A 21,469-nucleotide genomic window follows, 5' to 3' on the forward strand; every position below is an offset into this window, starting at 1 on the left:
CCGCACAACCGACAGAGCCACAGGGCTCCTACAGGAGAACAGGGAGAACGCGATGAGCGCACCCGACGGCAGCACGGTCGGCGCGGTCGGCGCCGAGCGCAGCATCGGCCAGCTGTTCGCCTCGGCGACGGCCGAGATGTCCGCACTGGTGCACGACGAGATCGCCCTGGCGAAAGTCCAGCTCAAGCAGGACGTGAAGAAGGGAGCGGTGAGCGGCGGCGCCTTCACCGCGGCGCTGACGATCGCGCTCTTCTCGCTGCCGATGCTGAGCTTCGCCCTCGCCTACGGCATCAACGCCTGGACGGGCGGGCACAACGGCAACGGCGGCTGGAACCTCGCCTGGTGCTTCCTGCTCTCCTTCGCGGCGAGCCTGCTCGTCGCCGGTCTGGTCGGCCTGATCGGCGTGGTCTTCGCCAAGAAGGCCAAGAAGAGCAAGGGCCCGCAGAAGGTCGCCGCCTCCGTCAAGGAGACCGCGGGCGTCCTGCAGAACGCGAAGCCGCACCCCCGCCCGGTGACGGCCGGAGACCGTGTCCCCGAGGCCATCGAGGCTGTGGCACGCTCGTCTTCATGACGGACCCCGCCACTCCTTCGGCCCAACCGCCTTCCTCAGTCGTACGTCTCGACGTACCCGGTGCCAAAGAGGTGATCCACCGGGACGTCGCGGCCAACGGCGCGCGCTTCCACATCGCGGAGGTGGGCGACGGGCCGCTGGTGCTGCTGCTCCACGGCTTCCCGCAGTTCTGGTGGACCTGGCGGCACCAGCTCGTGGCGCTCGCCGACGCGGGGTTCCGGGCCGTGGCGATGGACCTGCGGGGTGTGGGCGGCAGCGACCGCACGCCGCGCGGGTACGACCCGGCCAACCTCGCGCTCGACATCACCGGTGTGGTGCGCTCGCTCGGCGAACCCGACGCGGCGCTCGTCGGCCACGACCTCGGCGGCTACCTCGCCTGGACGGCGGCCGTGATGCGGCCGAAGCTGGTGCGACGGCTCGCGGTGACGTCGATGCCGCACCCGCGGCGCTGGCGCTCGGCGATGCTCTCGGACCTCAAGCAGACCACCGCCGGGTCCTACGTCTGGGGGTTCCAGCGGCCGTGGCTGCCGGAGCGTCAGCTCGCCGCCGACGACGCGGCGATGGTCGGACGCCTGATCCGGGACTGGTCCGGGCCGCGCCAGCCGGACGACGAGACCGTCGAGACGTACCGGCGCGCCATGTCCATCCCGTCGACCGCGCACTGCTCGATCGAGCCGTACCGGTGGATGGTGCGCTCGCTCGCCCGGCCCGACGGCATCCAGTTCAACCGGCGCATGAAGCGGCCGGTGCGCGTCCCGACGCTGCATCTGCACGGCTCGCTCGACCCGGTGATGCGCACCCGCAGCGCCGCGGGCTCCGGCGAGTACGTCGAAGCGCCCTACCGCTGGCGCCTGTTCGACGGGCTCGGCCACTTCCCGCACGAGGAGGACCCGGCCGCGTTCTCCAAGGAACTGGTGAACTGGCTGAAGGACTCCGAGCCCGACCGGTGAGCCGGCGTCGCGCCCTCGACGCGCCTGCGCGCGCCCTCGGCGGGTCCGCCACGAGCTGTGCGTGAGCGGTCGGTGCGCGGACGGTGAGCGTCCGGTGTCCGGACGGGAACACCTGTCCTACGAACAGCCAATTGCCTGCCGCATAAGCCAAATTGGGGCTGTGGAGGCGGTTACCGACCATGGGGCCCGGGCAGACGTCGGGGTATGGGCTGGACGCACGACTACAGTGACGCAGCACGCAATCGCCGCCCAGCGATGACGCTGGGCTCTCCCCAGAGGGGCGCACCGCAAGGACACGCGGTGCACGATCCCCATCTGGGCATCTCGCGCATCCTGCGGCGTCGGGCCCGGTGGGTGTCCGCCCGGCTGCGCCACAGCGGGCGCGGCTGACACCTTTCCCGGATCTGCGCAGGTTTCCCCCGGGGTTTGCGGACAGGCTCTCAGAGCGCGCAGGCGTCCGTGTCCACCTGCTGGACCGCCGTGCGGCCGCGCGTGATGTCGGTGCGGATCTCGTCGCCGGTCAGCGCGTAGCCCGTCTGCGCGTTGTCCAGGGACTTGGCGAAGACCACGCCGTACACCTGGCCCTCGGGGGTCAGCAGCGGGCCGCCGGAGTTGCCCTGACGGACCGTCGCGTACAGCGAGTACACGTCGCGCTGCACCTTGCCACGGTGGTAGATGTCCGGGCCGTCGGCGGTGATGCGGCCGCGCACGCGCGCGGGGCGGACGTCGTACGCGCCGTTCTCCGGGAAGCCCGCGACGATGGCGTCGCCGCCGCGCTGCGCGTCCGTCGGCGTGAAGCGCAGCGGGGGCGCCTTGAGCTGCGGTACATCCAGGACGGCGATGTCGCGCTTCCAGTCGTAGAGGACGACCTTCGCGTCGTACTTGATGCCCTCGCCGCCGATCTGCACGGTGGGCTCCTCGACGCCGCCGACCACGTGCGCGTTGGTCATCACACGGCGGTCGGAGAAGACGAAGCCGGTGCCTTCGACGACCTTGCCGCAGCTGGGCGCCTGGCCGACGACCTTGACGATGGAGCGCTTGGCCGTGCGCGCGGCGGCGCTGTGGGCGAGCGCGGGGTCGGGCGGCTTGACCTCGGCGATCGGCTCGTTGGCGAACGGGCTGAAGACCTGCGGGAACCCGTTCTGCGCGAGCGTGGAGGAGAAGTCGGCGAACCAGGTGTCCGCCTGCGCGGGCAGCACCCGGGCCACCCCGAGCAGCACCTTCGAGCTGCGGACCTCGCTGCCCAGGGTGGGCAGGGCGGTACCGGCGAGCGCGGAACCTATCAGCCAGGCGACCAGGAGCATCGCCGCCACGTTGACCAGGGCGCCGCCCGTCGCGTCGAGCGCGCGCGCCGGTGACCAGGTGATGTAGCGGCGCAGCTTGTTGCCCAGATGTGTGGTGAAGGCCTGGCCGACGGAGGCGCAGACGATCACGACGACCACGGCCACGATCGCCGCGGTGGTCGTCACCTGGGCGTCGCTGGTGGCGGCGGCCCAGACGGCGGGCAGCGCGTAGACCGCCACGAGGCCGCCGCCGAGGAAGCCGATCACCGACAGGATGCCGACGACGAAGCCCTGCCGGTAGCCGACGATGGCGAACCAGACGGCGGCCGCGAGCAGCAGAATGTCCAGCACGTTCACCGAATTCCGGCCTCGCCTCGCATCGCGGATGTCCTCGCGGATGTCCTCGCGGGTGTCATCGTGGGGTCCACTTCCGCGCCGGGGTTCCGGGGGCGGTCCCCGGGACGGCACGGCACGGAGGCCACCCTGTCATGTGCGCCAGTCGAGTGGCACCGTCTTCTTTCGGTCCCAGGGGCGCTCCCACCCCGCGAAGTGCAGGATCCGGTCGATCACACCGGCCGTGAAACCCCATACGAGGGCCGACTCCACCAGGAACGCGGGGCCTCTGTGGCCGCTGGGGTGAATGGTCGTCACCCGGTTCCGCGGGTCCGTGAGATCCGCCACCGGGACCGTGAAGACGCGGGCCGTCTCCGCCGGGTCGACCGCGGTGACCGGGGTCGGCCGCCGCCACCAGCCGAGGACCGGGCTCACCACGAAGCCGCTGACCGGGATGTAGAGCCGCGGCAGCACGCCGAAAAGCTGCACGCCCCTCGGGTCCAGCCCCGTCTCCTCCCACGCCTCGCGCAGAGCGGCGCGCAGCGGGCCCTCGGTCCTCGGGTCCCCGTCCTCCGGGTCGAGGGCGCCGCCGGGGAAGGACGGCTGGCCCGCATGGGATCTGAGCGAGCCCGCCCGCTCCATCAGCAGCAGCTCGGGGCCGCGCGGGCCCTCGCCGAACAGGATGAGCACGGCGGACTGCCGCCCCGCGCCGTCCGCCGGGGGCAGGAAGCGGCTCAGCTGCTCGCCGCGCACGGTACGCAGGGCGTCGGCGACGGGGGCGAGCCAGCCGGGCAGACCGTCCACGCTCAGCGTGACGTCAGGGACGTGCGGGGCGCCGCCATACGAAGCGCCGCCGTGCGGGGCGCCACCATACGAAGCGCCGCCGTGCGGAGCGCCAGCATGCGGGACACGGCCGTGAAGGTCACTGCCGTGAAGGTCACCGCCGTGCGGGGCACCGCCTCCCGGGTCCGCGCCGTCGGAGCCGGTCGCCTCGCCGGTCACGTCACTCGCGTCCTCGATCTCGCTCACGTGCTTCATCTCGCCGCCCCCGTACCCGATCGTCCCTCGCCCAACGCCTGGCCGTCACCGATTCGTTCCGGCTTCCGCGGGTGTCACCCGGTCGTGTCACCCGGAGTGCGGCCCAGCGGCGGGGCCGGCCGGCCGCCCGCGTCGAGGTAGGACTGCGGGGGCTTGAGGCGCTGGCCCGGGAAGCCGCCCTTCTCGTACTTCAGGAGCTTCCGCGCCTTCTCCGGGTCCGTCTCGCCCTCGCCGAACGCCGGGCAGAGCGGGGCGACCGGGCAGGCGCCGCAGGCCGGTTTGCGGGAGTGGCAGATGCGGCGGCCGTGGAAGATCACGTGGTGGCTCAGCATGGTCCAGTCGCTCTTCGGGAAGAGCTCGCCGACCGCCTTCTCGACCTTGTCCGGGTCGGTCTCCTCGGTCCACTTCCAGCGCCGGACGAGTCGGCCGAAGTGCGTGTCCACGGTGATTCCGGGGCGGCCGAACGCATTGCCGAGCACGACGAAGGCTGTCTTGCGGCCCACGCCGGGCAGTTTGACCAGGTCTTCGAGCCGGCCGGGCACCTCGCCGCCGAAGTCCTCCTCCAGGGCCTTGGCAAGCCCCATGATCGACTTCGTCTTGGCCCGGAAGAAGCCGGTCGGCCGGATCAGCTCCTCGACCTCCTCGGGGTTGGCCGCCGCGAGGTCCGCGGGCGTCGGGTACTTCGCGAACAGCGCCGGAGTCGTCTGGTTGACCCGCAGGTCCGTCGTCTGGGCGGACATCACCGTGGCGAGGATCAGCTGGTATGGGTTCTCGAAGTCCAGCTCCGGGTGCGCGTACGGGTACGTCTCCGCGAGGACCCGGTTGATCTTCCGCGCCCGCCGGACCAGCGCCGTGCGCGACTCGGACCCGGCCGCGCCCGTACCCGTCCCCGTCCCCGTCCCCGTACCTGAACTCGCACTGGTCGTCGCGGCGGATCGCTTCTTCGCGGGCATGAGCTATGCGGCCTTTCCCTGCACGGACGGAACCGTTCCGGACGGTACGGGCAGGACGCCGGGCGGGGTCGCGCGGGCAGCGCGCCCGCCCCGTCCGCCGTGTTCGCCCACAGCGGAATCCCGGTCGGCTGCCACCCTTACAGCCCCTTCCGCCTGCGTCGTCCCCGGCTTTTTGGATACTCGGCCAGCCTAGAGCCCGGCACCGACATCCGCCCCGACGCCCACCGATCGGCCCCCGATTGGCCCCCTCCCCGTCGGGTTGTGACGCAGGTGCGGCAGACTTGTGTCTGAGTGACTGATCACACTGTTTGGACCGTCCGGCAAAATGGGCGGCGGGAAACACCCGTCCCCACAGTGCAGGCGACATAGGAGAGAAACTCGTGGACGACGTTCTGCGGCGCGCCCCGCTCTTCGCGGCGCTCGATGACGAGCAGGCCGCGGAGCTCCGCGCCTCCATGAGTGAGGTGACCCTCGCGCGCGGCGATGCCCTGTTTCACGAGGGCGACCCCGGCGACCGCCTCTACGTGGTCACCGAAGGCAAGGTGAAGCTCCACCGCACATCCCCCGACGGCCGCGAGAACATGCTGGCCGTGCTCGGCCCGGGTGAGCTGATCGGCGAGCTGTCGCTGTTCGACCCCGGCCCGCGCACCGCGACCGCCAGCGCGCTGACCGAGGTCAAGCTGCTCGGCCTCGGCCACGGCGACCTCCAGCCCTGGCTGAACGCGCGCCCGGAGGTGGCCGCCGCCCTGCTGCGCGCCGTCGCCCGGCGGCTGCGCAAGACCAACGACCAGATGTCCGACCTGGTCTTCTCCGACGTGCCGGGCCGTGTCGCCCGCGCGCTGCTCGACCTGTCGCGCCGCTTCGGCGTGCAGTCCGAGGAGGGCATCCACGTCGTGCACGACCTCACGCAGGAGGAGCTGGCCCAGCTGGTCGGCGCCTCCCGCGAGACCGTGAACAAGGCGCTCGCCGACTTCGCGGGCCGCGGCTGGCTGCGCCTGGAGGCGCGCGCCGTGATCCTGCTCGACGTGGAGCGCCTGGCCAAGCGTTCGCGCTAGGCCTTCGCGCCCTGACGCAGACGGGTCCCGCCACGACATCGTGGCGGGACCCGTTTCCGTAGCGGGCCCCGCACCTCGCCGCATCGGCGCTCGACCATCCCGGAGGGGAACCCGGCATGACGCAACCCCCGTTCCAGCCACCGTCCGCGGCCGACCTGGCGACCAGGTTCGAGGCCGAGCGCGGTCGGCTGCGGTCCGTCGCGTACCGCATGCTCGGTTCGCTCAGCGAGGCCGAGGACGCGGTGCAGGAGGGCTGGCTGCGGCTCCAGCGCGCCGACACGGCGGACGTGCGCAACCTGAGCGGCTGGCTGACCACGGTCGTCGGGCGGATCTGCCTGGACATGCTGCGCACGCGCGCGTCGCGGCGCGAGGACCCGCTGGACCCGGGGACGGCCGAGACGCACGTCCCCGATGTCGTCGTACGGCCCGCCGACCCGGGTCAGGAGGCCGAACTCGCGGACTCCGTCGGCCTGGCGCTGCTCGTCGTGCTCGACACGCTCGCGCCCGCCGAGCGGCTCGCGTTCGTCCTGCACGACATGTTCGCGGTGCCCTTCGAGGATCTCGCGCCCATTGTCGAGCGCACACCGGCGGCGACCCGGCAGCTGGCGAGCCGCGCCCGGCGCCGCGTGCAGGGCTCGGTCGTGCCCGCGGCGACCGATCTGGCCCGCCAGCGCGAGGTCGTCGACGCCTGGCTCGCCGCCACGCGCGCGGGGGACTTCGAGGCGCTGCTCGCGCTCCTCGACCCGGACGTGCTGCTGCGCGTCGACGCGGGTCCCGGCACGGCGTCCAAGCTGGTGCGGGGCGCGGTGGAGGTGGCCGGGCAGGCGACGTACTTCGGCTCGCTGGTGGACACGGCGTCCGCCGCGTACGTGGGCGACGGCGTCGGCATCGTGCAGGCGCCCCGCGGCCAGGTCGTCTCGGTCCTCGTCCTGTCGTTCCGGGACGGCAGGGTCAGCGGCGTCGACATCATCGCGGACCCGCGGCGGCTCGCGGCGATGGGCGTCACCTGGCCCTTGGCGCCGCGCGAGGACGGTCTCTAGGGCTGACCTGGACAGAGCTGACCTGGACAGAACTGACCTGTGGTCCACCTGGCAGGGCTGACCTGTCCAGGGCTTGTCCTGGACAGGTCTGTCTAGGGCTTGTCCAGGATTGGGCTGTCTAGCTCTAGACGCCGCTGCTCTGGATGAGCCCGTGCTCGCGCAGGTACTCCAGCTGGGCCAGGACGGACAGCTCGGCGGCCGGCCACAGGGAGCGGTCCACGTCGGCGTAGACATGGGCGACGACGTCGGACGACGTCACATGGCCGTTCTCGACCGCCGTCTCGACCTGGGCGAGGCGGTGGGCGCGGTGCGCGAGGTAGAACTCGACCGCGCCCTGCGCGTCCTCCAGGACGGGGCCGTGGCCCGGCAGCACCGTGTGCACGCCGTCGTCGACGGTCAGGGAGCGCAGGCGGCGCAGCGAGTCGAGGTAGTCGCCCAGGCGGCCGTCCGGGTGGGCGACCACGGTGGTGCCGCGCCCGAGGATGGTGTCGCCGGTCAGGACGGCCCGGTCGGCGGGGAGGTGGAAGCAGAGCGAGTCAGCGGTGTGCCCGGGGGTCGGGACGACGCGCAGCTCCAGGCCGCCCGTCGTCACCACGTCCCCGGCGGCGAGCCCTTCGTCGCCCAGGCGGAGCGCCGGGTCGAGGGCGCGCACCTTGGTGCCGGTCAGCTCGGCGAACCGGCCCGCGCCCTCGGCGTGGTCGGGGTGCCCGTGCGTGAGCAGCGTCAGCGCTACGCGCTTGCCCGCCTTGTCGGCGATGTCGATGACCTGTGTCAGGTGCGCGTCGTCCAGCGGGCCCGGGTCGATGACGACGGCGAGGTCGCTGTCCGGCTCGGCGACGATCCAGGTGTTGGTGCCGTCGAGCGTCATTGCGGAGGCGTTGGGCGCAAGGACGTTGACGGCGCGGGCGGTGGCGGGGCCGGAGAGCACCCCGCCGCGCGGCTGCCCGGGCAGGGCGGCGGCTTCGGTCATCAGCTGTTTCCCCTGCTCGGAGCGGTGGCACTGGACGGTGCGGTCGGCGTGCCGGAGTCGGCGGGCGCGGTCGGGATGTGTTTGGTGAACTCCTCGTGCCCGGGCCAGGACAGCACCAGCTCGTCGCCCTCCATGCGCGCCCGCGCCAGTACGGGCGTCAGGTCGTGCCCCGTCGAACCGGCGAGCGCGCTGTCCACGCGCGCGTACGTCACAAGAGTGCGCAGTGTCGCGACGGTCGGCGGCATCATCGACAACTCCGCCCGGTCGTACGCCGCGAGGGCCTCCTGCGGGCGGATCCACACGGTGCGGTCGGCCTCCGAGGAGTCGTCGCTGGTGCGCTGGCCCTCGGGCAGCGCGGCGACGAAGAACCAGGTGTCGTAGCGGCGCGGCTCGAACTCGGGGGTGATCCAGCGCGCCCACGCGCCCAGCAGGTCGGAGCGGAGCACGAGCCCGCGGCGCTGCAGGAACTCGGCGAAGGACACGTCCCGGGCGATCAGCGCCTGCCGGTCGGCGACCCAGTCGGCGCCCGTCGTGTCGTCGACGACGGTGTCCGGGGTGTCCCCGGCGAGCAGCACGCCCGCCTCCTCGAAGGTCTCGCGCACGGCGGCGCAGACGACCGCCTGGGCGTCCTTCTCGGGCACCCCGAGGCGCGCGGCCCACTCCTGGCGCGACGGACCGGCCCAGCGGACCTGGCGGTCGTCGTCGCGGGGGTCGACGCCGCCGCCGGGGTAGGCGTAGGCGCCCGCGGCGAAGGCCATGGACGTACGGCGGCGCAGCATGTGCACCTCGACACCGTCGGGGCCGTCGGCGGCGTCCCGCAGGAGCAGCACGGTCGCGGCGCGCCGGGGCTCCGCGGGCACCAGCGCGCCGGCGGCGAGGGCGCGGATGCGTTCCGGCCACTCAGGGGGGTACCACTGCCCGTTTGCCATGGCCGGAGGCTATCCGGTGGAGGGCAGATGTTCGAGAGCCCACCCGTCCACCGGAACCCCGTACCGATCCATGGAGCCACGCCACGGCCGATGGAGCTACATCTCGGTGAGCTCGACCTGGATCTCGACCTCGACCGGCGCGTCCAGCGGCAGGACGGCCACGCCGACGGCGCTGCGCGCGTGCACGCCCTTGTCGCCGAGGACCTCGCCGAGCAGCTCGCTGGCGCCGTTGACGACACCGGGCTGCCCGGTGAAGTCGGTGGCGGAGGCGACGAACCCGACGACCTTCACCACGCGCGCGATGCGGTCCAGATCACCGGCGACGGACTTCACCGCGGCCAGCGCGTTCAGGGCGCAGGTGCGGGCCAGCTCCTTGGCCTGGTCCGCGGTGACCTCGTCGCCGACCTTGCCGGTCAGCGGCAGCTTGCCGTCGACCATGGGCAGCTGCCCCGCCGTGTACACGTAGCTCCCGGACCGCACGGCCGGCTGGTACGCCGCGACCGGCGGAACCACGGGCGGCAGGGTCAGGCCCAGCGACGCCAGCTTGTCCTCGACGGCGCTCACGCCGCCTTCTCCCGCTTCAGGTACGCCACCAGCTGCTCCGGGTTGTTCGGGCCCGGCACGACCTGCACCAGCTCCCAGCCGTCCTCGCCCCAGGTGTCGAGGATCTGCTTCGTCGCGTGCACGAGGAGCGGCACGGTCGCGTATTCCCACTTCTTAGCCATGGGGCCGACTGTATCCGCCGCGGCGGGCCGCCTTCTTCGCCGCTCCGGCCAAGGCCGTCCCGAGGCATCCGTGTCGGCCGTCCCGAGGCATCGGTGTCGGCCGTTCTCCGGGCTCCTGCGTGATCGCGGCGCTCTCTGGTTAGGCTCGAATACGTGAGCAGGCTCCAGGTCGTCAGCGGCAAGGGCGGTACCGGAAAGACCACGGTCGCCGCCGCACTCGCGCTCGCCCTCGCGACCGAGGGCAAGCGCACTCTCCTCGTGGAGGTGGAGGGCAGGCAAGGCATCGCACAGCTCTTCGAGACGGAAGCGCTTCCCTACGAGGAGCGCAAGATCGCCGTCGCCCCGGGCGGCGGGGAGGTGTACGCGCTCGCCATCGATCCCGAACTGGCGCTGCTCGACTACCTCCAGATGTTCTACAAGCTGGGCGGCGCCGGCCGCGCCCTGAAGAAGCTGGGCGCGATCGACTTCGCCACCACCATCGCCCCGGGCGTCAGGGACGTACTCCTGACCGGCAAGGCGTGCGAGGCGGTGCGCCGCAAGGACAAGCAGGGTCGTTACGCCTACGACCACGTGATCATGGACGCGCCCCCGACGGGCCGCATCACCCGCTTCCTCAACGTGAACGACGAGGTCGCCGGGCTCGCCAAGATCGGCCCGATACACAACCAGGCACAGGCGGTCATGCGGGTCCTGAAGTCCCGTGAGACCGCCGTCCATCTGGTGACCCTCCTGGAGGAGATGCCGGTGCAGGAGACCCTCGACGGGGTCGCCGAACTGCGCGCGGCGAGCCTCCCGGTGGGACGGATCATGGTGAACATGGTGCGTCCCGCGCTTCTCGGGGAACCCGCCCTGGCGTTGAGCCGCGACACGTCGATGCGCCCCGAGGTCACCGGGGCACTGACGGCGGCCGGGCTCGGCGGCGCCGACAAGCTCGTGGGGCCGCTGCTCGACCAGGCCGCGGAGTACGCCGAGCGGTACACGCTGGAGAGCGCCCAGCGCGCCCTGCTCACCGAGGCCGGGCTGCCGCTGCACGAACTGCCGCTGCTCACCGAGGGCCTGGACGTGGCGGGCCTGTACGAGCTCGCCAAGGAGCTGCGCCGGCAGGGCATCACCGAGGACGCCAAGGGCACGGGGAAGGGTGGCAAGGGCATGGGGGGACCGCTTCGATGACGCTGGATCCTGAGGGCACGCTCGACATCGACCCGCTGCTCGACGACCCCGGCACCCGCATCGTGGTCTGCTGCGGCAGCGGCGGCGTCGGCAAGACGACGACCGCCGCCGCGCTCGGCCTGCGCGCCGCCGAGCGCGGCCGCAAGGTCGTCGTGCTCACCATCGACCCGGCCCGCCGGCTCGCCCAGTCCATGGGCATCGACTCGCTGGACAACACGCCGCGCCGGGTGAAGGACATCTCCCCCGCCGACGGGGCCGAGGGCGGCGAACTGCACGCCATGATGCTCGACATGAAGCGGACCTTCGACGAGATCGTCGAGGCGCACGCGGACGAGGAGCGGGCGCGCGCCATCCTCTCCAACCCCTTCTACCAGTCGCTCTCGGCGGGCTTCGCGGGCACGCAGGAGTACATGGCGATGGAGAAGCTGGGGCAGCTGCGCTCCCGTGACGAGTGGGACCTGATCGTGGTCGACACGCCGCCGTCGCGCTCCGCGCTCGACTTCCTGGACGCGCCCAAGCGGCTCGGCTCGTTCCTCGACGGCAAGCTGATCCGGGTCCTCATGGCGCCCGCGAAGGTCGGCGGGCGCGCGGGCATGAAGTTCCTGAACGTCGGGATGTCGATGATGACCGGCGCCCTCGGCAAGGTGCTCGGCGGTCAACTCCTGCGCGACGTCCAGACGTTCGTCGCCGCGATGGACACCATGTTCGGCGGCTTCCGTACCCGCGCGGACGCCACGTACAAGCTCCTCCAGGCGCCCGGCACCGCGTTCCTCGTGGTCGCCGCGCCCGAGCGGGACGCGCTGCGCGAGGCCGCGTACTTCGTGGAACGGCTGGCCGCCGAGCGGATGCCGCTGGCCGGTCTCGTGCTGAACCGGGTGCACGGCAGCGGGGCCGACGCGCTCTCTGCCGAACGCGCCCTGGCCGCCGCGGAAAATCTTGACGAGGCCCGCATTGTGGATCAGTCGGGAGGGAAAGAAGACGGTCGTACTACTTCCGCGCGTCGTACCGCCCCCGCCAGTCGTACCGCCCCCGCCAGTGGCACCCCCGACGTCAGTGGCACCGCTTCCGCGTCCGGCTCCCCCGCCGCAGCGGACACCCCGCAGGACCCCGCCGCCCGGCAGCCGACCGCCGCTCAGCTGACCGCCGGTCTGTTGCGGCTGCACGCCGAGCGGATGCAGGTCGTCGCGCGCGAACAGCGCACGCGTGACCGCTTCACCGCGCTGCATCCCGAGGTCGCCGTGGCCGAGGTCGCGGCGCTGCCCGGTGACGTACACGATCTGGCGGGCCTCAGGGACATCGGGGAACGGCTCGCGGCCGGGAACACTCCGGCCGGAGCTGTGTGAGCCGTACGTACCGCCCGGTGCGAGCCGTCGGCTACCCGACGGCCGCGTACCGCTCGTACGTCTCGTCGTCCTCGAACTCCGCGGGCAGCAGGCCCGCGCCACGCTCGTACTCCGTCCGTGCCGTCTCCAGGAGCCGGCGCCATGAGGTGACGGTCGGACGCCTGCGCAGCAGTGCGCGGCGCTCCCGCTCCGTCATGCCGCCCCACACGCCGAATTCGACGCGATTGTCCAACGCGTCCGCCAGGCACTCGGTCCGCACGGGGCAACCCGTGCACACCGCCTTGGCCCGGTTCTGCGCTGCTCCTTGAACGAACAGTTCATCCGGATCGGTAGTGCGGCAGGCCGCCTGCGCACTCCAGTCGACTACCCAGCCCATACCGGCGCCGTCCTCTCCCGAATCGAGGCTCCCCCACGGCGGCAGCGGCATATTCACCGCCGCCAGTTGAGGACGTTACGGAAGGTGGGCACAGCGCAACACCCCCTTCGGGCCCAATCTTGAATGGTCCGAACGGACTATGCGTAAGCGGCAGATCACCCGACGGAGTGACCGAAGGACATGCGTAATAACCCCGGCAAATCCGGGCAGTTCATTCGCGCCACAAGGGACGGCAACTGACACACGAGGCGATTCCGGACACCCGACGAGCCCTCGGCGGCAAGCCCGCCGAGGGCTCGGAAATGACTACAAGAGCCATATCGGAGACCGCCTCGCGAGCCGCGGAGGGCCGCCGCGGGAGCCACGGAGGACCACAGAGGGCCACCAAGAACGCGCCGGGAACGATTCGGGTTCGTCCCACGTCTTGATACGAGACCGCACTGCTGTGACAGTTGAGTGCAGCTTAGGCCAAGGCATATACGCCTGTCCGGAGAATCGACACGTAGGCTGCCCGCATGGGAAAGAAGCGCTCGGCCGGTAGCGGCGGCGGACTGTCGCCGACTCAGCAGGCCGCCAAGTTCCTCGGTGTCAGCGTGCTCGCAGGAGCCGTGCTCGCCGGGATCGCGCTGCCCGCTGCGGGCGCGCTCGGTCTGGCCGCGAAGGGATCCGTCGAGGGGTTCGACGAGATCCCCGCCAACTTGAAGACGCCGCCGCTGAGTCAGCGCACCACGATCCTGGACAACCAGGGCGGCAAGATCGCCACCGTCTACTCCCGCGACCGCACCGTGGTCGCCCTCGACAAGATCTCGCCCTTCATGCAGAAGGCGCTCGTCGCCATCGAGGACTCGCGCTTCTACGAGCACGGGGCCGTCGACGCGAAGGGCATCCTGCGCGCCATCAACGCCAACGCGCGGGACGGAGGCGTCTCCCAGGGCGCCTCCACCCTCACGCAGCAGTACGTGAAGAACGTCTTCATCGAGGAAGCGGGCAACGACCCGACGAAGGTCGCCCAGGCCACCCAGCAGACGCTCGGCCGCAAGGTCAAGGAGCTCAAGTACGCGATCCAGGTCGAGGAGGAGCTGGGCAAGAAGAAGATCCTCGCCAACTACCTGAACATCACGTACTTCGGGCAGCAGGCGTACGGCGTCGAGGCGGCCGCCCGCCGCTACTTCTCCAAGCACGCCAAGGACCTCAACCTCCAGGAGTCGGCGCTCCTCGCCGGCATCGTGCAGTCGCCGAGCCGCTACGACCCGGTCAACGACGAGACCGAGGCGACGAAGCGGCGCAACACGGTCCTGAACCGCATGGCGCAGGTGCACGACATCTCCCCGGAGGAGGCGGAGAAGGCGAAGAAGACGCCGCTCGGCCTCAAGGTCAGCAAGCCGCAGAACGGCTGCATCACGGCGGTCAAGGGCGCGTCCTTCTTCTGCGACTACGTCCGCGAGATCTTCCTCAGCGACCCGGTCTTCGGGAAGACGAAGGAGGCCCGCGCCAAGGTCTGGGACCGCGGCGGACTCACCGTGCGGACCACGCTCGACCCCCAGTCGCAGACGTCGGTCCAGGCCGCCATAAAGGGCAACGTCTACAAGACGGACAAGGTCGCGACCGCGGTCACGCTCGTCGAGCCGGGCACCGGCAAGATCCTCGGCATGGGCCAGTCGAAGCCGTACGGCACCGACAACGACAAGAACGAGACGGTCCTCAACTACTCGGTCAACGCGGCCTACAACGGGTCGGGGTACGGCTTCCCGACGGGTTCGACGTTCAAGCCGTTCCTCGCGGCGGCCGCCCTGGAGCAGGGCACGCCGATCGACCAGGAGTACCCGGCGCCGTACGACATGCCGTACCCGAGCAGCGTGCAGACGTGCAGCGGGAAGCCGTGGATCAACGACCGCAACTACAAGGTCGAGAACGAGAACGAGACCGAGGTCGGCCCCTACCGCCTCAACGAGGCGATGGAGAAGTCCATCAACACGTACTTCGTGCAGATGGTCGGCGACATCGGGATGTGCCCCGTCGTCAAGATGACCGACAAGCTGGGCGTGGTGCAGGGCAACGGCACCAAGGTCGACGAGACTCCTTCGTCGATGACGCTCGGTTCGACGGGTCTGTCGCCGCTCACGATCGCCTCCGCGTACGCCGCGTTCGCGAACGAGGGCACGTACTGCACGCCGGTCGCCATCAACTCCGTCAAGGGCCCCGACGGCAAGTCGCTCGCCGTGCCGAAGACGAAGTGCTCGCGCGCCATGTCGACGGAGACCGCGGACAAGATCAACACCTTGCTCAGCGGCGTGACCGACTCCGGTACGGGCAAGGAGGCCGGCCTCCAGGACGGCCGGGACAACGCGGGCAAGACCGGTACGACCGACGCCCGTAGGAACGCCTGGTTCGTCGGGTACACGCCGAACCTCGCGGGCGCGGTGTGGGTCGGCAGCCCGCAGCAGAACGTCGAGATGACCGACATCACCATCGGCGGCCGCTACCACGAGAAGGTCTTCGGCGCCGACACCCCGGGCCCGATCTGGCGCAGCGCCATGACCGGCGCCCTGGCCAACCGGCCCGCACCGAAGTTCACCAAGGTCGACATCCCCAAGCACGACAAGGACAAGGGCGGGGACGGGAACCAGGGCGACGACAAGCCCGGCGGTAACGGCGGCGGCGGCCACGGCGGGAACGGCGGCGGTGGCGGTGGCGGCGGTGCCACCGGCGGCACCGGTGGCGACGACGGCAACGACCCGCTGCCCGGCTTCTCCATCCCGCCGGGGCTGATCGGCGGGAACAACGGGAACGGCGGGAACGGGAACGGGGGCGGCTGGGGCCGCTGAGGTTCCGGCAGTCACTGGGCCGCTGAAGGTCCGGCAGTCACCCGGAGTATGTGGAAGGGGCGCCCCCGAGTCGGGGGCGCCCCTTCTGGCTGTGGGGGGCGGTCAGCCCGCGAGCAGTCGCTTGACCGTCGCGGCGACGCGGCCGCCCTCGGCGCGGCCCGCGATCTTCGGGTTGGCGATCTTCATGACCTGGCCCATGGCGCGCGGCCCCTCGGCGCCCGCCGCCTTCGCCTCCTCGACGGCCTGGGCGACGATCTGCTCCAGCTCGGCGTCGCTGAGCGGCTGCGGCAGGTACACGGCGAGGATCTCGCCCTCCGCCAGCTCACGGGCGGCGGACTCGGCGCGGCCGCCCTTCTCGAACGCGTCGGCGGCCTCGCGGCGCTTCTTCGCCTCCTTGGCGATCACCTTCTGCACCTCGTCGTCGGAGAGCTCCCGCTTCTCCTTGCCCGCGACCTCCTGGTTCGTGATCGCGGAGAGGGTCAGCCTCAGCGTCGAGGAGCGCAGCTCGTCTCGCTCCCTGATCGCGGTGTTGAGGTCGTCCTGCAGCTTCGACTTGAGCGTGGTCATGCCTTGATTGTCGCAGGTACGCGGGGTGCGGCGCCCGCCGATTTCGGGGGCCCCGCGGGTCTGCGACGATGGGCCACATGCGCGTGCGAAACGAAGCTCTTGTGCAGCCCGTTCTTCGGACCCCTCTGCAAAGGGCGCTGAAGACGTCTCTGAAGGTGTCGGCCGGGGTCGCGGCGGTGGGCGCCGCCGGGGTCGCCTACGCGGCGGGGTTCGAGGCCCGCTCCTTCCGGCTCCGACGGGTGACGGTCCCCGTCCTGCCGCAGGGCATGCGCCCCCTGCGCGTCCTGCAGGTCTCCGACATCCACATGGTCAGCGGGCAGCGCAAGAAGCAGCGTTGGCTGCGTTCGCTGGCCGGACTCCGCCCCGACTTCGTGATCAACACGGGCGACAATCTGTCGGACACGGAGGGCGTCCCCGAGGTCCTGGACGCGCTCGGCCCGCTGATGGAGTTCCCGGGCGCGTACGTCTTCGGCTCGAACGACTACTACGGCCCCAAACTCCTCAACCCGGCCCGCTACTTGGTCAACAAGACCCGCGGCAGGCACGGCCTGAACGGCAACGCGCCCGTCGTCCACGCCATCCACAACCCGTGGACGGACCTGCGCGACGGCTTCGACGAGGCGGGCTGGCTGAACCTCACGAACACGCGGGGCATCCTGAAGGTGGCCGGCGTCGAGATCGGCCTCACCGGCCTCGACGACCCGCACATCAAGCGCGACCGCTACGCGGAGGTGGCGGGCGGCCCGCTCCCGGGCCCCGACTTCTCCATGGGCGTGGTCCACGCCCCGTACCTGCGGGCCCTGGACGCGTTCACCGCCGACGGCTACCCCCTGGTCCTGGCCGGCCACACCCACGGCGGCCAGCTCTGCATCCCCTTCTACGGCGCCCTCGTCACCAACTGCGACCTGGACACCGACCGGGTGAAGGGCCTCTCCACCCACTCGGCGGAGGGCCACACGTCCTACCTGCACGTCTCGGCGGGCTGCGGGGCGAACCGCTACACACCGGTCCGGTTCGCCTGCCCGCCCGAGGTGACGCTGCTGACGCTCGTGCCGGGGCCGAAACGCCGCTGAGGCCCTCTCCGCGCCTGTTCGCGGGCCGCGTCCTACGGTGGGTGGATGATCGACCCTCGTGCCTCCAGCGCCCGCTCGGTACCGGCGGAAGCGGTGGTCCCCCGACACCGGCGCCCCGTGGCCGCCGCCTTCCGCGCCCTGGTCGCGCTGGCGGCGGTGGCGGGCATCATCATCGACCTGACGCTCAGCGACAGCGTGCTGCGGCTCCTCAGCTACTTCACGGTGCAGTCGAACATCGTGCTCGCGGTGGTCATGGCGCTGTCCGCGGTGCGCGCGTGGACGGCGGACCGGCCTCTCCCGCCCCTCCTCACGGGCGGCGCGCTGCTCCTCATCTGCATCACGGGCCTCGTCTACCACGTCATCCTGACGAACGACGCGAGCGGCTTCTCCATGACGGACGACCCGGATCACGCGATGACCGGAGCCCGCCAGGTCTCGACCCAGCTGCTGCACACGGTCACGCCCATCGGCGCCGTCCTCGACTGGCTCCTGCTGACCCGCCCCGGCATGTTGCGCCTCCGCCACGCGGGCACCTGGATGATCTACCCCCTCGCCTACTTCTGCTTCGCCCTGATCCGCGGCGCGATCATGACGCCGGGCACACCGGCGCGGTACCCGTACCCGTTCCTGGACGTCGACCGGCACGGCTACGCGGGTGTCCTCGGCAACGCCGTGATCTTCGGTCTGGCCTTCTACGCCCTGGCCCTGCTCCTCGTCACGGCCGACCGTTTCCGGCCCGAGATCCGGGGCCCCGAAAACCGGATTTCGTCTCAGGCCAGCAGTCCGCTAAAGTAATCGATGTCGCCGCGACCGGTCCGAACGGGCCAGGGAAGCGGAGCAACGACATCGGGGTGTAGCGCAGCTTGGCAGCGCGCTTCGTTCGGGACGAAGAGGTCGTGGGTTCAAATCCCGCCACCCCGACAGCTGAAACACCAGGTCAGGCCCGGTTTCCTTTCGAGGAAGCCGGGCCTGATCCCGTTCCGGGGGCAAGAACCCCATACTGGGGAAGGAACCCCGTTCCGGGGCAGGAGGGGCAGGAGGGGAAGGTGGTGAACCGTTGAGCCGGCGCATCGTCATCGTCACGGCCGTCCACGCCCCGTCGGCGCACTTCCTGGCCGACGCCTACACATCACTCCTCGGCCAGGAGCTGCCGGAGGGCTGGGAGTGGCGCTGGCTGATCCAGGAGGACGGGACCACCGACCAGGTCGCGCCGCACGTGCCCGACGACGCACGCGTCTCCTTCCGGCAGGGCCGGCCCGGGGGCCCCGGCGTCGCGCGCACCCTCGCCCTCGCGCGCGCGGACGGCGAGTACGTCAAGATCCTGGACGCCGACGACCAGCTCGCCCCGGGCGCCCTCGCCCGTGACCTGGCGGCGCTGGAGGCCGACCCGGGCATCGGCTGGGCCACCTCGCGCGTACTCGACCTCCTGCCGGACGGTTCGACGGTGGGCTTCCCCGGAGATCCGGAGGACGGGCCGGTCGAGCGCCGGGAGATCGTCGAATACTGGGCGGCGCACGACTACCGCGCCCAGGTCCACCCCGCGACCCTCTGCGTCCGCCGGGACCTCCTCCTCGCCCTCGGCGGCTGGATGGCCCTGCCCGCGTCGGAGGACACGGGGCTGCTCCTGGCCCTCAACTCCGTTGCGCGCGGCTGGTTCTCGTCCGAGGTCGGCCTGTTCTACCGCAAGTGGGAAGGGCAGGTCACCGGGCAAGCGGCCCATGTGGACACGGCCGAGCGGACCGCGCGGATGGCCGTCGTGGAGGCCAGGGCGCGGGCCCTGGAGAACCTCGCGTGGCGCTCCCCGGGCAGCCCGGACTGAACCGCCGCTGACCCGGGCCGCGGCCCGGACCCGGGCTACGCCCCCGACCCGGACCGCGCCCCCGGCCCGGGGACGAGTTCCTCCGCGTCGACGCGCGAGAAGATCAGCTCCGTCTCGCCGGTGATCGGACCCCGCCACCTGCGGGGCGGCACGGGGTGCCGGATCGCGCGCGGGTAGCCGGCCGCCGCGTAGTCGGTGGGCAGCCGGTACACGTGGAAGTCGTGTTCGCGCATCGTCTCCAGCAGCTCCTCCGCGCGGTCGCCGAGCTGCTCCATGCGCTCCGGGGTGATCTCCACGGCGATCTCGACGTCCTGCCGCAACTCGCCGAGCAGCGGTGCCAGACCGCGGACGACGCTTCCCTCCGCGCCCTCCACATCGATCTTGATGACGCGGGCCCGGGCCACCTCGTCCGGCGCGAGGAGCTCCGCCAGCGGCACCGCCTCGATCTCGAACGTGGACTCGGCGGGCCCGTCGTACGGGACGATCGAGTTGGCGCCCATGTTCTGCGAGCTGGCCAGGATGAAGGTCAGCTTCTTGTGCTCGTCGGAGACCGCCGTGTTGACGGAGCGGATGTTGTCGCAGTGGTTCAGCCGGGCGTGCTGCCGGACGCGGCGGTGGAAGGCGGGCGACGCCTCGATGGAGACGACCCGGCCCGCGCTGCCGACGAGGCGGGAGCCGAGCACGGAGAAGACGCCGATGTTGGCGCCGACGTCCACGAACACGTCGCCGGGGCGCAGGCGGGTCTCCAGCCACCGGGTCATGTGCGGTTCCCAGGCGCCGAAGAGGTAGAGGTAGCGCTGGATCAAGTCCCGCGTGTCCAGGGCGAAACGGTCCCCCTGGAGGGACTCGACCACCCGCCGCCTCGGTATGTCCCGCAGGCGTAGGTTGAGGTACCGGGCCGCGAGGCGGCCCTTGCCCAGCGTGCCCGGCGCGTGGCGGACGTAGCGCCGGCCGAGGGTGGTCGCGATGTCGGACACGGTGATCGTCATGCACTCGCCTTCCATGGGGCCCCGGTCACGGTAGCTTCCGCCCGGCTCCCCGGCACGCCTCCCTTCCCTGTCAGCGCCTCGTCTTTCTCCGTCAGGGCCTCGCCTTTCCCGTCAGGGCCTCGCCTTTCCCGTCAGGGCCTCGCCTTTCCCGTCAGCGCCTCGCTCGCCTTTCCCCGTCAGGGCCTCGGCGACCGGTCGAACGGCAGGTCCAGCATGCGGATGGCGTTGCCCCGCAGGAGCTTGTACGCCACGTCCTCGGGGAGGTGGCCGACGTGGTCCGCCGCGACCTGCTTCGTGTGCGGCCAGGTCGAGTCGACGTGCGGGTAGTCGGTCTCGAAGGTCGCGTTGTCCACGCCGACGGTCTCGATGGCCTCGACCCCGTGCTTGTCGCGGAAGAAGCAGCAGAAGATCTGCCGGTAGTAGTACGTCGACGGGGGCTCGGGGATCAGATCCTTCACGCCGCCCCAGGCGCGGTGCTCCTCCCATACGTCGTCGGCGCGTTCGAGGGCGTACGGGATCCATCCCATCTGCCCCTCGCTGTAGGCGAGTTTCAGCCGGGGGAACTTCACCAGTACGCCGCTGAAGAGGAAGTCCATCATCGACGCCATGGCGTTGTTGAAGCTCAGCGAGGCCTGGACCGCGGGCGGCGCGTCCGGGGACGCGGCCGGCATCTGCGACGACGAACCGATGTGCATGTTCACGACGGTCCCCGTCTCCTCGCAGACCGCGAAGAACGGGTCCCAGTAGCCCGAGTGGATCGACGGGAGCCCGAGGTAGGTCGGGATCTCCGAGAACGTGACCGCCCGCACGCCGCGCGCGGCATTGCGCCGGATCTCCGCCACGGCCAAATCGATGTCCCACAGGGGGATCAGACAGAGCGGGATCAGCCGGCCGCCGCTGTCGCCGCACCACTCCTCGACCATCCAGTCGTTGTACGCCCGCACGCAGGCGAGCCCGACCTCCTTGTCCTTGGCCTCGGCGAAGGTCTGGCCGCAGAAGCGCGGGAAGGTGGGGAAGCAGAGGGACGCCTCGACATGGTTGAGATCCATGTCCTCCAGGCGTGCCTTCGGGTCCCAGCAGCCGCGCCGCATCTGCTCACGCGTGATGCCGTCGAGCGTCATCTCGTCCCGCGAGAACCCGACGGCCGCGATGATGCGCTTGTACGGGAAGATCTCGCCCTCGTACTCCCACCAGTCCGTGGTCTGCCCCTCGGGGTCGGTGGTGAACTTGTACTTCCCCCCTACGTAGGCGAGGTCGCCGATCCCCGCAGTGAAAGGCTTCGGCCCCCGGTCGCGGTACTTGCCCGGGAGCCACGTCTCGAAGAGGTGCGCGGGCTCGATCACGTGGTCGTCCACGCTGATGACCCGGGGTAGATCCTTGCTGCCGTTTTCACCGCTCGTCACGCCTTACCCCCTGCTGCCTGCCAGTTTCCCGGCTCCTATCTGACGGACCATCAGATG

Annotated in this window: 21 protein-coding genes and 1 tRNA gene; 11 read left to right on the forward strand and 11 right to left on the reverse strand. The window is 71.2% G+C overall.

Annotated elements, in window-relative coordinates; translation table 11 throughout:
* The first annotated feature begins 52 nt into the window (after positions 1-52).
* On the forward strand, positions 53-571 hold the full coding sequence (locus C1N81_RS22955; protein WP_394431988.1) for a phage holin family protein: 519 nt from the start codon (positions 53-55) through the stop codon (positions 569-571).
* Positions 568-1,521 (forward strand): alpha/beta fold hydrolase, encoded by a 954-nt coding sequence (locus C1N81_RS22960; protein WP_394431991.1) that lies wholly within the window; start codon positions 568-570, stop codon positions 1,519-1,521. The genes C1N81_RS22955 and C1N81_RS22960 overlap by 4 nt, the downstream gene beginning before the upstream one ends.
* A 440-nt stretch (positions 1,522-1,961) precedes the next feature.
* Here the strand turns inward: C1N81_RS22960 and C1N81_RS22965 are convergent, their stop codons facing one another.
* The 3 genes from C1N81_RS22965 to nth all read right to left on the reverse strand — a co-directional run bounded on the left by C1N81_RS22965 (position 1,962) and on the right by nth (position 5,128).
* Entirely contained in the window at positions 1,962-3,161 is a 1,200-nt protein-coding gene (locus tag C1N81_RS22965) for a MarP family serine protease (RefSeq protein WP_394431993.1), read from the reverse strand.
* A gap of 129 nt (positions 3,162-3,290) precedes the next feature.
* Entirely contained in the window at positions 3,291-3,947 is a 657-nt protein-coding gene (locus C1N81_RS22970; RefSeq protein WP_394438165.1) for an NUDIX hydrolase, read from the reverse strand.
* Between the two features lie 302 nt (positions 3,948-4,249).
* The gene (gene nth, locus C1N81_RS22975) at positions 4,250-5,128 is read right to left on the reverse strand and encodes an endonuclease III (protein WP_394431994.1); all 879 of its coding nucleotides are present in this window, start codon (positions 5,126-5,128) and stop codon (positions 4,250-4,252) included.
* A gap of 380 nt (positions 5,129-5,508) precedes the next feature.
* Between nth and C1N81_RS22980 the strand changes: the two genes are divergently transcribed.
* Together C1N81_RS22980 and C1N81_RS22985 are read left to right on the forward strand one after the other, a co-directional pair.
* A complete protein-coding gene (locus C1N81_RS22980; RefSeq protein ID WP_016642758.1) occupies positions 5,509-6,183 on the forward strand; it encodes a Crp/Fnr family transcriptional regulator in 675 nt (224 codons plus the stop codon).
* Between the two features lie 116 nt (positions 6,184-6,299).
* Entirely contained in the window at positions 6,300-7,223 is a 924-nt protein-coding gene (locus tag C1N81_RS22985) for a sigma-70 family RNA polymerase sigma factor (RefSeq protein ID WP_394431997.1), read from the forward strand.
* Positions 7,224-7,347: 124 nt separating this feature from the next.
* Here C1N81_RS22985 and C1N81_RS22990 read toward each other — a convergent pair whose 3' ends face one another.
* The 4 genes from C1N81_RS22990 to C1N81_RS23005 all read right to left on the reverse strand — a co-directional run bounded on the left by C1N81_RS22990 (position 7,348) and on the right by C1N81_RS23005 (position 9,847).
* A complete protein-coding gene (locus tag C1N81_RS22990) occupies positions 7,348-8,193 on the reverse strand; it encodes an MBL fold metallo-hydrolase (protein WP_394431999.1) in 846 nt (281 codons plus the stop codon).
* The gene (locus tag C1N81_RS22995; RefSeq protein WP_394432001.1) at positions 8,193-9,122 is read right to left on the reverse strand and encodes an NUDIX hydrolase; all 930 of its coding nucleotides are present in this window, start codon (positions 9,120-9,122) and stop codon (positions 8,193-8,195) included. Before C1N81_RS22995 ends, C1N81_RS22990 begins: the two co-directional genes overlap by 1 nt.
* Positions 9,123-9,218: 96 nt before the next feature.
* Positions 9,219-9,686, reverse strand: a complete 468-nt coding sequence (locus tag C1N81_RS23000; protein WP_394432002.1) for a RidA family protein — start codon at positions 9,684-9,686, stop codon at positions 9,219-9,221.
* Positions 9,683-9,847 (reverse strand): DUF4177 domain-containing protein, encoded by a 165-nt coding sequence (locus C1N81_RS23005; protein WP_107498797.1) that lies wholly within the window; start codon positions 9,845-9,847, stop codon positions 9,683-9,685. The genes C1N81_RS23000 and C1N81_RS23005 overlap by 4 nt, the downstream gene beginning before the upstream one ends.
* 153 nt (positions 9,848-10,000) lie before the next feature.
* Here C1N81_RS23005 and C1N81_RS23010 point away from each other — a divergent pair, with 153 nt between their 5' ends.
* Both C1N81_RS23010 and C1N81_RS23015 read left to right on the forward strand, forming a co-directional pair.
* Positions 10,001-11,017, forward strand: a complete 1,017-nt coding sequence (locus C1N81_RS23010) for an ArsA family ATPase (RefSeq protein ID WP_394432004.1) — start codon at positions 10,001-10,003, stop codon at positions 11,015-11,017.
* Positions 11,014-12,360 carry an ArsA family ATPase gene (locus C1N81_RS23015; protein ID WP_394432006.1) on the forward strand — a complete coding sequence of 449 codons (1,347 nt, stop codon included), beginning with the start codon at positions 11,014-11,016 and terminating at the stop codon, positions 12,358-12,360. The genes C1N81_RS23010 and C1N81_RS23015 overlap by 4 nt, the downstream gene beginning before the upstream one ends.
* A gap of 31 nt (positions 12,361-12,391) precedes the next feature.
* Here the strand turns inward: C1N81_RS23015 and C1N81_RS23020 are convergent, their stop codons facing one another.
* Positions 12,392-12,736 (reverse strand): WhiB family transcriptional regulator, encoded by a 345-nt coding sequence (locus C1N81_RS23020; protein ID WP_394432008.1) that lies wholly within the window; start codon positions 12,734-12,736, stop codon positions 12,392-12,394.
* Positions 12,737-13,251: 515 nt separating this feature from the next.
* Here C1N81_RS23020 and C1N81_RS23025 point away from each other — a divergent pair.
* Complete coding sequence (locus tag C1N81_RS23025) at positions 13,252-15,561, forward strand: transglycosylase domain-containing protein (protein ID WP_394432010.1); 2,310 nt, start codon at positions 13,252-13,254, stop codon at positions 15,559-15,561.
* Between the two features lie 102 nt (positions 15,562-15,663).
* On the opposite strand, the gene C1N81_RS23030 is transcribed toward C1N81_RS23025, so the two are convergent.
* Positions 15,664-16,128, reverse strand: coding sequence for a GatB/YqeY domain-containing protein (locus C1N81_RS23030; protein ID WP_394432012.1), 465 nt, complete (start codon positions 16,126-16,128; stop codon positions 15,664-15,666).
* A gap of 77 nt (positions 16,129-16,205) precedes the next feature.
* Here C1N81_RS23030 and C1N81_RS23035 point away from each other — a divergent pair, with 77 nt between their 5' ends.
* The 4 genes from C1N81_RS23035 to C1N81_RS23050 all read left to right on the forward strand — a co-directional run bounded on the left by C1N81_RS23035 (position 16,206) and on the right by C1N81_RS23050 (position 19,020).
* Positions 16,206-17,201 (forward strand): metallophosphoesterase, encoded by a 996-nt coding sequence (locus tag C1N81_RS23035; protein WP_394432015.1) that lies wholly within the window; start codon positions 16,206-16,208, stop codon positions 17,199-17,201.
* A 45-nt stretch (positions 17,202-17,246) separates the two neighbouring features.
* Positions 17,247-17,996, forward strand: coding sequence for a Pr6Pr family membrane protein (locus tag C1N81_RS23040; RefSeq protein ID WP_394432018.1), 750 nt, complete (start codon positions 17,247-17,249; stop codon positions 17,994-17,996).
* A gap of 52 nt (positions 17,997-18,048) precedes the next feature.
* A tRNA-Pro gene (locus C1N81_RS23045) sits at positions 18,049-18,122 on the forward strand.
* Positions 18,123-18,258: 136 nt separating this feature from the next.
* Positions 18,259-19,020, forward strand: a complete 762-nt coding sequence (locus C1N81_RS23050; RefSeq protein WP_394432020.1) for a glycosyltransferase family 2 protein — start codon at positions 18,259-18,261, stop codon at positions 19,018-19,020.
* A 35-nt stretch (positions 19,021-19,055) separates the two neighbouring features.
* On the opposite strand, the gene C1N81_RS23055 is transcribed toward C1N81_RS23050, so the two are convergent.
* The gene (locus C1N81_RS23055; protein ID WP_394432022.1) at positions 19,056-20,009 is read right to left on the reverse strand and encodes an FkbM family methyltransferase; all 954 of its coding nucleotides are present in this window, start codon (positions 20,007-20,009) and stop codon (positions 19,056-19,058) included.
* Between the two features lie 176 nt (positions 20,010-20,185).
* The gene (locus tag C1N81_RS23060; RefSeq protein ID WP_394432024.1) at positions 20,186-21,412 is read right to left on the reverse strand and encodes an amidohydrolase family protein; all 1,227 of its coding nucleotides are present in this window, start codon (positions 21,410-21,412) and stop codon (positions 20,186-20,188) included.
* Positions 21,413-21,469 lie beyond the last annotated feature (57 nt).

It is taken from the genome of Streptomyces sp. SGAir0957 (genome assembly GCF_043523415.1).